Below are 12,036 nucleotides of genomic sequence, written 5' to 3'. Positions count from 1 at the left end.
CTCTCAGCCGTCGCAGGCGATCTTGTTGCCGTTCTGGTCGAGCCGCTGGCGGTCGGTGCCCACGACCTTGAGGGCCGTGCCGAAGCCGTTGAGCTTGAGCCACAGGCATTTGTCCGCGTACTGGGTGATGCCGTCGGGGAACGTCCAGGGGACGCACTGCGTCAGCCCGCCGTAGTTGCGGTCGCATGAGCCCGGGCCCTGAGGAACGCCGTCCGACTTCTCCTGGTCGGGCTCCACCTCGGGGAATTTCTCTTCTTCGAGACCGGTCGCCTGCGGGGTGATCACGGGCTTCTCGCTGGGCGCGGTCTCCGGCGGGAGCGGCTCGGTGTCGGCTTCCTCCAGAGAGGGGTCCTCCACCGCCAGGGAGGTGTCCGGGCCGTCCGCCGCGTCCTCCGGCCCGCCCCGGGTCAGGAGGATTCCCGCGACGACGGCCGCCACGGCCACGACCACGGCGAGGGCCGCCGACACGGCCTTGCGGCCACCGGGTAGCGACATCCTCGGATCTCACCCGCTCTCTCGATGCCCCGGGGCCGACGACGACCCGAACCGGCACGCCGTTCAAGGCGTACGGATGGTCGGGGGGATGCGACGGCGATCCGCTTCTGCTGCTGAAAGGCCCCGGCCGAGGACTTCTTCCACCACGTCACGACCGCGAGCGTGGCCCGAACCTACCAATGACCATTGCACCCTGCAAGGGTTTCTCTTGCAGAGTGCAATGATCCCCCAGGTCGGGGCAAGGCTCCCGCGAGTCCAGGTAGCGGTACAAAGAAGGTATGAACACTGCACGGGCCGTAAAATCGGACGATGGCGACGATATCGAAGCCGTGACCTCGGCCCTCCTGTCGGCTTCCCGCCTCCTGGTGGCGCTCTCGGCACGCGCGCTCGAAGCGGGCGACAGCGGGGTGACCCTCCCCCAGTTCCGGATGCTGACGAGCCTTTCCGCCAAGGGGCCGATGAAGCTGGCGTCGCTGGCGGACCTGCTGGGCGTCAACTCCTCCACGGCGCTGCGGATGGCCGAGCGGCTCTCGCTCGCGGGACTGCTCACCCGCGAGACCAACCCGAACAACCGCCGCGAGATCATCCTCGAGCTCGCACCGGCCGGCCGGCGGATCGTCGCGGACGTGACCGCCCGGCGGCGCGAGGAGATCGCCCGGGTCGTCGCACGCCTCGCCCCGGGCCAGCGCACCGCCCTCGTCGAGGCGCTCGACGCGTTCGTCAAGGCCGACGACGAACTCCCGGCCACGGTCACCCAGCCCATCTTCTTCACCTGACGCCCGCGCCGCCGGCCCGCGGAGCCGCCCGCAACCGGGCGGCTCCGGAGGAGGTCTCACTGCGGCGGCATCAGGACGGTGTCGATGATGTAGACGGTGGCGTTGGAGGTCGGCACGTTGCCGCAGACCACCTTGGCGTCGTTGACGGTGTACTCGGTGCCGCTCCCCTTGGTGGTGACGGTGCCGCCCTGCAGGGTCTTGAAGGAGCCGGACCCCAGGTCGGCGGGCGTCTTGCGGCCTTCGACGACGTGGTACTGCAGGAGTGCGGTCAGCTGCTTCTTGTCGGCGAGCACCTTGTTCAGGTCGGCTTCGGGGATCTTGGCGAACGCGTCGTTCGTCGGCGCGAAGACGGTGATGTCCTGCGCGGAGTTCAGGGTCTCGACCAGCCCGGCCTCCTTCACCGCGGTGGCCAGGGTCGACAGGTCCGGGCTCTCGGAGACCGCGGTCGCCACCGGCTTGGAGGCCACGCTCTCGGGGCTGCCGGGGCCCTGGGTGGGCAACGCCGAACAGCCGGGCCCGAACGGCGCGCCGCCCGCCTCCTGCGTCTGGGGGGCCGGTGACGTGGCCGGTGGCATGGCCGGTGACGTGGCCGCCGGAGAGGTCGGAGGCGTCTCCGGTTCCTCGCCTCCGCACGCCGTGGCGCCGAGGCCGAGGGCCACGACGATCCCCGCTGTCAGAACCGTGCGCTTCATGGTCGTTCTCCTTGCCCGTTGTTTCAGATGGCGGTGACGGCGACCGGCTCCTCTCGCCTCGCCGATGGCCTCGGTCCCGAGACGGCGGATCATCTGAACGGCGCCACCGCGAGATCCACTGCCATCGGGTATGGGTACCCGTGATGGGTGTGAGCTGCGCCTTCATCAGGAAACCTTTGTCCACGCATGCCCCGGCGACCGGAGTCGCCAAGTTTTAGAACACTTGCTCTGTTATGATTCCGGCATGGCCCGTCCGCGCATGCACGATCTCGACCGGATACTCGACGTGGCCGAAGAACTCGTGGCCGAAGACGGGCTGGAGAGGTTCACCATCCGGAGGCTCGCCGCCGCCTCAGGCGTGTCCAACGGGGCGCTCTACCACGCGTTCGGCTCGGTGACGGCGCTGCTCGGACGGACGTGGCTGCGAGCCGGGGGTGACTTCCTGGAACTGCAGACCTCGCTGGTCGACACCGCGCTCGAAGGCGGGCACCGGGACGGTGCTGCCGTCCGGGCGGTGATCGCGGCGGCCGACGCACCCGCGGCGTTCGCGGCACGGCGGCCGGCTGCGGCCCGGATGCTGATGAGCGTGCGGAGCGACCGGCTACTGGGGCCCCAACTGCCCGAAGAGGTGGCCGAGGCCCTGCTCGGGCTGGACCGGCGGCTGGTGGCCCTGCTGGCGCGACTGGCCGAGGCCCTGTGGGGGCGGGCCGACGCCGCGGCGGTCGAGGTGGTCACCACCTGCGTGGTGGACCTGCCGACCGCCCTGTTCGGCCGGGTGCTGACCGGACCGGCTCTGGGAGCCGTGGAGATCTCCGACGATCGTCGGCGGCGGCTGGAGGCCGCCGTCCGCGCCGTGCTGACCGTGCCCCCCGAACGGGCCCGGCGGCCTTCTGGAAAGGAATGACATGCCTGAGCTGCATCGAGAGGACTCCATCTTCTTCCTGGAACTGGGAGACGACGAGAACCGCTTCTCCCCCGACTGGATGAAGAACGTCCACGCCCTGCTGGACGAGGTCGCCGACCATCCCGGCCCGGCGGTGCTCGTCACGACCGGGAAGGGGAAGTTCTTCTCCAACGGCCTGGACCTGGAATGGCTCGGCGGCCACGGCGACCAGATGATGTCCTACGTCGCCGACGTGCACGAGCTGTTCGCCCGCGTCCTCGAACTCCCGATCCCGACGATCGCCGCCGTCAACGGCCACGCCTTCGGCGCGGGGGCGATGCTCGCGATGGCCCACGACTTCCGCGTCATGCGGTCCGACCGGGGCTACTTCTGCTTCCCCGAGGCGGACATCAACATCCCCTTCACCCCCGGCATGGCCGCGCTCATCCAGGCGAAGCTCACCCCCGCCGCCGCCGTCGCCTCGATGACCACCGCCCTGCGCTTCGGCGGCCCCGACGCCCGGGACCTCGGCCTGGTCGACGACATCGCCGACGAGGCCGCACTGCTCGAGACCGCCGCCGCCCGGGTCCGCCCCCTGGCGGGCAAGGACCGCGCCACCCTCGGCGCCATCAAGGCCACGATGTTCTCCTCCGCCCTCGCCGCCCTCCGCGAACAGGGCGCGGAGAACGCCGGCTGACCACCGGCGGACGGCACCCGCCTCACTCCCGGAAGACGCGGGCGAACGCCCGGTACTGCGGCGTGGTGCCGTCCGGGTCCCAGACGGCCATGGCGACATGGGCGAACCGTCCTGAGAAGGGACCGGACAGCAGGTCCGACCAGATCTCGGCCACCTCGGCGGGGTCGTTGCGGAAGACCCCGCACCCCCACGCCCCCAGCACGACGTGCTCGTGCCCCTCGGCTGCGGCCAGGGCGAGGACCTTCCACGCCCTGCGCCGCAACGCCTCGGAGACCGGGGTTCCGGGAGGAAGCGCTCCCCGGTTCGGCGCGGCGGAGGTGATGAACGAGACGGGGAAGGGCTCGTCCAGCAGCGCCCCGGTCTCGTCCCGGAAGACGGGAACGCCGGGCGAGTAGATCATCCGGTCCGAGTACCGCAGGTCCCCGGCCGCCCGGTGGAAGTCGTAGAAGTCCTCCTGGAAGCGGCGCAGCGTCGGGTACAGGCCGGAGGCCCGCGCCAGTGCCTCCTCCTGGGCGTGGGCCCCGCGCAGGAATCCGCCTCCCGGGTTCTTGGCGGACGCGAAGTTCAGCGCGACGACGTCCTTGCCCAGCCGCCGGGCCGCGTCCAGGGTCGTCTCCCGGGTCAGTTCGACGACCGTGGTGTGCCGCGCGGTCCCCGTCGGCTCGGCGAACCCGTCCGGCGGGTACAGCCTGGCCCCCGCCACGGCCGCCGCCACCCCGTCCCCGATCCGCACGGCCCGCCCGCCCACCGTGTAGGCGCCGGCCTCGAGGATCGCCATCGTCTCTTCGGCGGCCTTCCGTCGATTCGATCTCATTTTGAGAACATCCCAGGGCCGGTCCCGAGCGACAACCGGTTTTCCCGCCCCCGTGCGCCCACCGCCTCCGGCAAACCCGGGCGGGCCCGGACCAGAAAGTGCGGTCGGTCAGGCGACCAGGTCGGAGAGCAGGCTTCTGACCCGCTCTCGCCGATAGGACGGGATCACGCTGTCCCTCTCCCTCCGTGCGATGAGGACGGCGTCGAAGAACCGGGCCGCACGCGCGACCTCGACGGCCGCGTGGTCGGCCTTTCCCAGTTTCCGATCCTGCAGCCATCGGGACACCTGCGACCAGGACCAGAGGCTTCCCCGCCTGCGCTCGATCACCGGAGGCGGGAATCCTCCACCGCCGCGGGCACCGGACGTCCAGTGGGAGACGGCCGCCGCGCCGACTCCGGCCCGCTCGGCGATACCTTCGAGATCCACGAGATCCTCGGTCACCCCGACGACCTCCAGGCCCGCCTCCTCGACCTGCTCGATCGCCGAGACGATCGCGACGACGGCGTCCTCCGCCTCGCGGGAGAACTCGATCTCACCGCCCCGCTCGTCCCCCGCGAGCAGCGCGTCCACGCCCCCACTGCGCTCCAGAAGTCCGTAGAGCCTGTTCGAGATGTCGACGAGTTCTTCCCCGGGAAAGCCGGCGGTCTTGATCGTGAACCAGTAGGTGTTCATCGGACTCCTTCCTCACCGCTCGTCGGGTTGATCGTCGGGCACCGGCGAATGCGCCTACGGATCTTTTCAGCCTCATGTTCAGGCACCCGAGGCGATCCGTTGATCGTAAACGGCGGACAGCAGCCACGTCCGCCGGGACATTTGACGGTGGCGTAACAGTGTGCGCGAGGACCGCACGGAATGACGTCGCATCCGAGTTCCTCCAACTTCTTGATTTCTTCCTCGATCTCCTTCGCCGGCATGAGAGTAAAGCTAACACTACGACTGTAATGATAAGGATACATTGTGCCGAACTCAAGGCTCCTTGAGCCGCCTTGCCCATCGGGTTGTCAGAATTTGTGAGGTCTGGTCCTCATCCGGCGCTGACAGGCCAGGAGCGTCACGGCACTCCTCTTTCCGCGAAGCCAGACCTCCGGGCGGGACATGGTCCCGGGCGGATGGGACAAAACGGCGGTTACAGTGGCCGGGCCTTCTGGAAGGACTGGTGCGTTGAGCTCGCTTTTGCGGCCGGCCTGGGCCGTGGTCACGCTGGTGCTCGTCGTCGCCGCGGTGTGGCTGGGGGTGCTGAACGGCACCGAGGTGAAGGACCTGAGCCATCTGGCGTTCGTGGCGGTCTGCGGAGCGGTCGGAGGGCTGATCCGGTACCGGCGGCCGGAGAACACGGTGGGACGGCTGCTGCTGACGGGAGCGTTCTCGTTCGCGTTGATGGACGCCTGCGGAGAGTACGCCATCAGAGGGGACGGGCCGCTGGCCGAGGCCGCGGGGTGGCCGCAGACCTGGCTGTGGGTGCCGGCCAATCTGACGCTCACCCTCATCCCGCTGTACTTCCCCGAAGGGCGGCTGCCGGGGCGGAAGTGGCGGCCGGTGGTCGTCTCGGCCGTCGTGCTCGGAACGGTGACGGCGTTGTTCGCCGCTTTCAGGCCCGGAGAGAACGGGCAGGTCGGCAGCGGCGGAGTGGACAATCCGTACGGGCTCGACCTCGCCGAGACGCCTGCGCAGCTCGCTGAGGCGGTGTTCAACCCCTTGGTCGGCGCGCTTTTCCTGGCGGGGGCCGCGGGCGTGGCCGTCCGAGCCCGGCAGGCCGAAGGCGAGTCCGCCCGGCCGTTCAAGTGGCTCGCCTACGCGGTGGGGCTGTCCGCCGCGGGGGTGCTCGGACGGCTGGCCGCCGGGCTGTCGGACGGGCGGCCCGGGGTCTTCCCCCGCGAAAGCCTGGTCTGGGAGTTCGTCGGCACGGCCTCCATGACGGTGATCCCGGTGGCGATCGGGATCGCGATCCTGCGGCACGGGCTGTTCGACATCGACCTTCTGATCAGCCGGACGCTCGTCTACGCGGTGCTGACCGCGTGCGTGGTCGGCGGTTACGTGGCGACCGTCAACTACCTGGGGGCGCTGTTCGAGACGGGCCTACCGGTCTCGCTGGTGGCCACCGGGATCATCGCGCTGGTGTTCGCTCCGCTTCGTGAGCAGGTGCAGCGTGCCGTCGACAGGCTCATGTACGGGCAGCGCGACGAGCCGTACGCCGTCCTGACGAGGCTCGGACGGCACCTGGAAGAACCCGAGGCGGCGGCCGGCGCGGCCCGTACGGTCGCGGAAGCGCTGCGGTTGCCGTACGTGGCGGTGGAGATCGCCGCGACGGGGGTCGTGGTGGAGCACGGCGAGGAGAACCGGGAGCCGATCAAGCTGCCGCTCGTCTACAACGGGGAGCGCGTCGGAAGGTTGATCCTCTCGCCGAGGCCCGGAGAGAGGGATTTCGGCGCCGCCGACCTCACGCTGCTCCAGGACCTCGCCGGGCAGATCGCGATCGCCGTGCACCTCCAGCAGTCCAGGGAACGGCTGGTCACGGCGCGGGAGGAGGAACGGCGCAGGCTCCGGCGGGAGCTGCACGACGGGCTCGGGCCTACGCTGGCCTCGCTGACGATGCGGGCCGAGGCCGCCCAGGAGTTGATGGACGGGCATCCGGAGCGCGCCAGGATGTTGCTGGAGGAGATCGTGACGGGTACCGGGTCCGCGATCGGAGAGGTGCGGCGGCTGATCGACGGGCTGCGACCGCCCGCGCTCGACAGCCTCGGGCTGGCCGGGGCACTGCAGGCGTTCGTGGACGGGCAGCCTCCGGGCGGGCCGAAGGTGCGGCTGGAGCGTCCGGACGAGCTGCCGCCGCTGGGCGCCGCCACCGAGGTCGCCGCCTACCGGATCGCCACCGAGGCCGTCGCCAACGTGTGGCGCCACGCGCACGCCGACGGCTGCCTGCTCACGCTGGCCGCCGAGGGCGGAGCGCTGACCGTTCGGGTCGCCGACGACGGGCGGGGCGCCGCCGGGCCGGGCACGGGCGTGGGCCTGGGGTCGATGCGGGAGCGGGCCGTGGAGCTGGGCGGCTCGTTCGCGGTGGAGTCCGGGCCGGGCCGGGGGACCGTGGTCCGGGCCGTTCTTCCGCTGGGGGCCTGATGCTCAGGGTTCTGATCGTCGACGACCATGAGCCGTTCCGCAGCGGGCTGCGGGCGCTGCTGTCCTCCGCGGCCGACGTCGAGGTGGTGGACGAGGCCGCCAGCGGCGAGCAGGCCCTCGCGCTGCTGCCGGGGATCCAGCCGGACGTCGTGCTGATGGACCTGACGATGCCGGGCATGGGAGGCATCGAGGCGACGAGCCGCATCCTCAAGACGCACCCGCACGTCCGGGTGCTGGTGCTGAGCATGTCGGACGACGACGACTCGGTGCTCGCCGCGATCCGCGCCGGCGCCAGGGGCTACGTCCTCAAGGGCGCCCGCCGCGGTGAGATCCTGCGCTCCCTTCGGGCGGTCTCCGAAGGAGAGGCGATCTTCGGCCCGGCCATCGCCGCCCGCCTGACCGACTACTTCGGCCAGATGGGCAGAAGGCAGGAGAATCCCTTCCCCGAACTGACGGAACGGGAAAGGGAGGTCCTGACGCTGCTCGCCCGGCATCTGACCAACCCGCAGATCGCCGCCCGGCTCGGCCTCAGCGACAAGACCGTGCGCAACCACGTCTCGAACATCTTCACCAAGCTCGGAGTCTCCGACCGGGCCCAGGCCATCCTCCGCGCCCGCGAAGCGGGGCTGTGACGGGGCCCTGCCGGAGCGGGCTCACGCCAGGGCGTGCTGCGGGACCTGGACGCGCGGGGCGCGCAGCAGCCGGACCGCGACCATGCCGCAGGCCACGAGCTGCAGCAGCGGCCCCGCCGACTGGACGACGGGCTCCTGCTCCACGGTGAAGAACGGGAAGAAGACGCCGGCGAGCATCAGCACCGGCACCCACACGGGCACCGCCTTGTCGCGGACCAGCGCGATCAGCAGGCAGAGCACGCCGATGTGCAGGAGGAACGAAGGGAACACGAAGCCGTAGACGTAGCCGGCATACCCGTCGACGGCCTGAGTGACGGCCACGGCCTGCTCGTCGGTGAGGTTCTGGGCCGTGGCCAGGTCGTAGAAGTCGGCGATGAACAGGCCGCCGCCGCTCACCGCGCCGACCAGGCCGAGGACCGCGCCGGTCTGGGTGAGCGCGCGGGTCCGTGCGGCCCAGGCCAGACCGATGATCGCGAAGGCCATGACGATGACGGACCAGTGGAAGAACACCGCGCTGATCTCCACCTTGGCCGCCTGGGCGCGGAAGATGTGCGGCTCGTGGTTCTGGTCGGACGGCGAGGTGAGGAAGGCGAAGAACAGCAGGACGGGAAAGAGGACCAGGCTGCCGGACGTGATCCAGCGGCGCACTCCATCGGTGAACACGGCGTCTCCTTGACTCGGGGATTCACCGTGGAAGGTAGGAGCGCCCTGTCCTGCCGTTCATCCGCGCCCGTCCCGGCCCGCCGGGAGGAATGTCCTTCCTTCCCGGACCCTGAGGCCTCAGAAGAGCGTCAGGGGCTCGTCGTCCACGATCGGTTCGGGGAGCGGCTCCAGTTGCGGCAGGCGGGCGCGGACGTCGTCGTGGAAGCGGCGGGCCAGGGCCGGGGCCTCCCTGTTGTCCGGGGTGTGCATGAAGAAGGTGGGCGAACGCCCCTCCTTGAGCCAGCCGACGACCGTGTCGACCCACGGGCGCCAGCTCCTGGCGGTGCGCTCCGCGTCGTCCCGGCCCAGGTAGCGGACGACCGGGCGGTCTGTCAGCGCGCGGGTGCGGCGCGGCATGCGCGGTTTGCGCGTCCAGCCCTCGCGTTCGGCGTCCGTGGTGGGCGGCTCCTGGAAGAAGAACGCGGTGTCGAACGGCACCCACTCGGCGCCGACCTCCCCCAGCACCTTCTCCAGGAGCCTGGCGGAACGGGCGTCCTCGAAGAACGCGCGGTGCCGCACCTCCACGGCGTACCGGTAGGAACGGGGCAGGCTCCTGAGGAAGCCCGACAGCAGGGCCAGGTCGAGCGGCCCGAACGACCCCGGCAGCTGCACCCACAGCGCGTGGATCCGCGGCCCGAGCGGTTCGATCACGTCCAGGAAGGGGTTGAGCTCCGCCTCGACACCGGTGAGCCGCCGCTCGTGCGTGACCGGCTTGGGCAGCTTCAGCAGGAACCGGAAGTCCGGGTAGGTCTGCCGTGCCCAGGACTCCACGGTGCTCCTCGTGGGCGTGGCGTAGAACGTCGTGTTCCCCTCCACCGCGTCGCACCAGCTCGCGTACGACCGCAACCGCTCCCCCGCCGGAAGCCGCGACGACAGGTACCGCCCCTGCCACGTCGTGTGCGTCCACATCGCACATCCCACATGAAGCCGCATGCGTCCGACGTTATCCGAGCCCGTCCCGGGACTCGGGTCCCTGGGGGACGGGACAGGGGACACGGGATCTTCCTCGGATGGGAATGCGTGGGTTTCTACGGGCCGTGCTCGGGGCGGGACTGACGGCCGGGTGCTCCTCTCCGGGGGTGCCGCCGGTGGAGAAGGCCGTGCTGGAGCTGGAGATCAAGGAGAAGTACACCCGGGAGGGGCTGGAGGTCCTGGGGGTGAAGTGTTCGGACGATCTGTCGGGGAAGGCCGGGGACTGGCTGTCGTGCCAGGTCACGGCCCCTCACGGGGTGGTCTATCCGGTGAAGGTGACCATCACCGGCGTCAAGGACCGGCGGCTCGTCTATGACATCCGGATAGGCGGGACGGAGACCACCCGGCCCTGACGGACGGATCTCCTCCACCGGACGGGACTGGGGACACTGGGCGGGGGGACGGGCGTCCGTGGACCGTCGAGTACGTCACCACTCACGGACCCAAGGAGTCACCATGCGCACGTTCCTGGCCCCCGCCCTGCTGGGCGCGGCACTCCTCACCGGCCTCACCGCCTGCGAGTTCTCCGTCGGCGACACCAAGGTGATCGCATCCGACGTCGAGCAGCAGATCAAGGACAAGCTCGGCACCCAGGTCGGCGGGATCCAGGACGTGACCTGCCCCGGCGACCTGCCCGGCGAGGTCGGCTCCACCCTCACCTGCACCATGGTCACCGGCGACGGCACCTCGCGCACCGTCAACGTCACGGTCACCTCGGTCGAGGGCTCCCAGGTCAACTTCGACATGGAGGCGCCGCCCGTCGGCTGATCCCCTCACCCCACCCCGGGCCGATCATGAAAAGTTCATGGCTTAGGGTGTACTTAGTAGAGTTATCGCTGCGTTCGTGTTCTTCGCTCGCGGCCTCGGAGAGGGAGCGGGCCGTGGGGGACCTGAGGACGTCGGGCGTCGATGGCCGGGAGCGGGCGATGGGCGCGGAAGAGCTGTTCTTCTCCACCACGGACCGGCGCGGGGTGATCCGGCAGGGGAACTCCGTGTTCGTCCGGATCTCCGGTTACTCGCTGGATGAGCTGGTCGGGGCTCCGCACAACACCGTGCGACACCCGGACATGCCGGCGGGGCTGTTCCGGCTGATCTGGGACAGGCTGAACGCCGGGCGGCCGGTGGGCGCCTACATGAAGAACCGCACCAAGGACGGCGGCTCCTACTGGGTGTTCGCGGTCATCAGCCCGCTGCACGACGGCTACGTCTCGGTGCGCATGGCCCCGTGCGGGCCGCTGTTCGAGTTCGCCAAACGGGTGTACGCGCAGGCGTTGCGCCTCGAGCGGGAGGCGGTCCAGCGGGACGGGATGAACCGTCACGACGCCGCTCTGCTCGGCATGGCCGAGATCGAGGCCTCGTTGTGGAAGCGCGGGTACGCCTCCTACGAGGAGTTCATGCTCCACGTGCTGCCCCAGGAGGTCTCCGCCAGGAGCCGGCTGCGGAAGCGCGGATACGCCAGGCCCGGCGCGCAGGGCTCCATCGCGGAGGTCCTGTCCGGGACGGGAGCGCTGGACGGGATGCTCGACGAACTCGTCGGACGCCTGGCCGGGTACCAGAAGCTCGGCGAGGAGCTCTCCACGACCTCCGCCAAGGTCCTCGACATCGCGCACAGGCTGAACGCCTCCGTGGCGGCCGCCACGGAGGCGTCGGAACTCGTCGCGGAATCCGCGCCCGTACTGGCGAACGTCGCCCGTGTCATGGCGGGGCCGATGAACAAGGCCGTCGACGCTCTGGAACGCCTGCAGACCGAGTTCGGCCGACTGCGGACCGACGTGGCGCACCTCCGGTTCCAGATCTCGCTGGCCAGCCTCTACAACGACATGGCCGCCGCGTTCGCCGCCGAGGTCTTCGACCGCGTCGCGCCGCCGGAGTCCCTCACCGCGGTGCCGCTGCTGTGCGACGCCGCCGGGTCCTGCATCGCGGAGATGTCCGAGCAGGTGCAGCGGGTCAACGCCGCCCTGCGCGACATCGCGCACCTGGTCACGCAGACCGGAACGTCCCTGGAGGAGTTCCGCAGGTTCATCGGCCAGTGGCGCAACCTCGTCCTGCGCCACGACGCGGGCCGCGTCCTCGGCGACAAGGTCCACCCGATCGACGAGGAGATCTCCGTGAGCTGGGAGTGGATGGAGCTCCTGCGCAACCTCGGCCGCCAGTACGAGTCGGCGATCGTCCCCTGCGACCCCGCCCTCCTCCAGACCCACCTGAACAAGATCAGGATCGCCCCGGCCTCCCTGTGACCCGGCCCCGGGAGTCCGGGAA

14 protein-coding genes are annotated in these 12,036 nt (G+C 70.3%); 8 read left to right on the top strand and 6 right to left on the bottom strand.

The window, feature by feature from the left end; all coding sequences use genetic code 11:
• Positions 1-3: 3 nt before the first annotated feature.
• Positions 4-495 carry a hypothetical protein gene (locus ABGB12_RS19325; protein WP_347679804.1) on the bottom strand — a complete coding sequence of 164 codons (492 nt, stop codon included), beginning with the start codon at positions 493-495 and terminating at the stop codon, positions 4-6.
• 329 nt (positions 496-824) lie between these two features.
• Here ABGB12_RS19325 and ABGB12_RS19320 point away from each other — a divergent pair, with 329 nt between their 5' ends.
• Positions 825-1,271, top strand: coding sequence for a MarR family transcriptional regulator (locus ABGB12_RS19320; RefSeq protein ID WP_347679802.1), 447 nt, complete (start codon positions 825-827; stop codon positions 1,269-1,271).
• 56 nt (positions 1,272-1,327) lie between these two features.
• Here the strand turns inward: ABGB12_RS19320 and ABGB12_RS19315 are convergent, their stop codons facing one another.
• Positions 1,328-1,963, bottom strand: coding sequence for a fasciclin domain-containing protein (locus ABGB12_RS19315; RefSeq protein WP_347679799.1), 636 nt, complete (start codon positions 1,961-1,963; stop codon positions 1,328-1,330).
• Between the two features lie 244 nt (positions 1,964-2,207).
• Here ABGB12_RS19315 and ABGB12_RS19310 point away from each other — a divergent pair, with 244 nt between their 5' ends.
• Complete coding sequence (locus ABGB12_RS19310) at positions 2,208-2,867, top strand: helix-turn-helix domain-containing protein (RefSeq protein WP_347679797.1); 660 nt, start codon at positions 2,208-2,210, stop codon at positions 2,865-2,867.
• Between the two features lies 1 nt (position 2,868).
• Positions 2,869-3,543, top strand: a complete 675-nt coding sequence (locus ABGB12_RS19305; protein ID WP_347679795.1) for an enoyl-CoA hydratase-related protein — start codon at positions 2,869-2,871, stop codon at positions 3,541-3,543.
• Between the two features lie 22 nt (positions 3,544-3,565).
• Here the strand turns inward: ABGB12_RS19305 and ABGB12_RS19300 are convergent, their stop codons facing one another.
• Positions 3,566-4,357, bottom strand: coding sequence for a TIGR02452 family protein (locus tag ABGB12_RS19300; RefSeq protein ID WP_347679793.1), 792 nt, complete (start codon positions 4,355-4,357; stop codon positions 3,566-3,568).
• A 108-nt stretch (positions 4,358-4,465) separates the two neighbouring features.
• A complete protein-coding gene (locus tag ABGB12_RS19295) occupies positions 4,466-5,029 on the bottom strand; it encodes a hypothetical protein (RefSeq protein ID WP_347679791.1) in 564 nt (187 codons plus the stop codon).
• Between the two features lie 489 nt (positions 5,030-5,518).
• Here ABGB12_RS19295 and ABGB12_RS19290 point away from each other — a divergent pair, with 489 nt between their 5' ends.
• On the top strand, positions 5,519-7,471 hold the full coding sequence (locus tag ABGB12_RS19290) for a GAF domain-containing sensor histidine kinase (RefSeq protein WP_347679789.1): 1,953 nt from the start codon (positions 5,519-5,521) through the stop codon (positions 7,469-7,471).
• A complete protein-coding gene (locus tag ABGB12_RS19285; protein WP_347679787.1) occupies positions 7,471-8,103 on the top strand; it encodes a response regulator transcription factor in 633 nt (210 codons plus the stop codon). The genes ABGB12_RS19290 and ABGB12_RS19285 overlap by 1 nt, the downstream gene beginning before the upstream one ends.
• 21 nt (positions 8,104-8,124) lie before the next feature.
• On the opposite strand, the gene ABGB12_RS19280 is transcribed toward ABGB12_RS19285, so the two are convergent.
• Both ABGB12_RS19280 and ABGB12_RS19275 read right to left on the bottom strand, forming a co-directional pair.
• Positions 8,125-8,766, bottom strand: coding sequence for a hypothetical protein (locus ABGB12_RS19280; RefSeq protein WP_347679785.1), 642 nt, complete (start codon positions 8,764-8,766; stop codon positions 8,125-8,127).
• Positions 8,767-8,883: 117 nt separating this feature from the next.
• Positions 8,884-9,738 (bottom strand): DUF72 domain-containing protein, encoded by an 855-nt coding sequence (locus ABGB12_RS19275; RefSeq protein ID WP_347679783.1) that lies wholly within the window; start codon positions 9,736-9,738, stop codon positions 8,884-8,886.
• 77 nt (positions 9,739-9,815) lie between these two features.
• Here ABGB12_RS19275 and ABGB12_RS19270 point away from each other — a divergent pair, with 77 nt between their 5' ends.
• The 3 genes from ABGB12_RS19270 to ABGB12_RS19260 all read left to right on the top strand — a co-directional run bounded on the left by ABGB12_RS19270 (position 9,816) and on the right by ABGB12_RS19260 (position 12,014).
• Positions 9,816-10,130, top strand: coding sequence for a DUF4333 domain-containing protein (locus tag ABGB12_RS19270; protein WP_347679781.1), 315 nt, complete (start codon positions 9,816-9,818; stop codon positions 10,128-10,130).
• Positions 10,131-10,233: 103 nt separating this feature from the next.
• Positions 10,234-10,545: a DUF4333 domain-containing protein gene (locus ABGB12_RS19265; protein ID WP_347679779.1), complete on the top strand. Its 312-nt coding sequence runs from the start codon at positions 10,234-10,236 to the stop codon at positions 10,543-10,545.
• 113 nt (positions 10,546-10,658) lie between these two features.
• The gene (locus ABGB12_RS19260; RefSeq protein ID WP_347679777.1) at positions 10,659-12,014 is read left to right on the top strand and encodes a PAS domain-containing protein; all 1,356 of its coding nucleotides are present in this window, start codon (positions 10,659-10,661) and stop codon (positions 12,012-12,014) included.
• Positions 12,015-12,036: the final 22 nt, after the last annotated feature.

The organism is Actinocorallia sp. B10E7 (genome assembly GCF_039871655.1).
Lineage (GTDB): Bacteria > Actinomycetota > Actinomycetes > Streptosporangiales > Streptosporangiaceae > Actinocorallia.
This window is presented reverse-complemented; position numbering and strand designations above follow the sequence as displayed.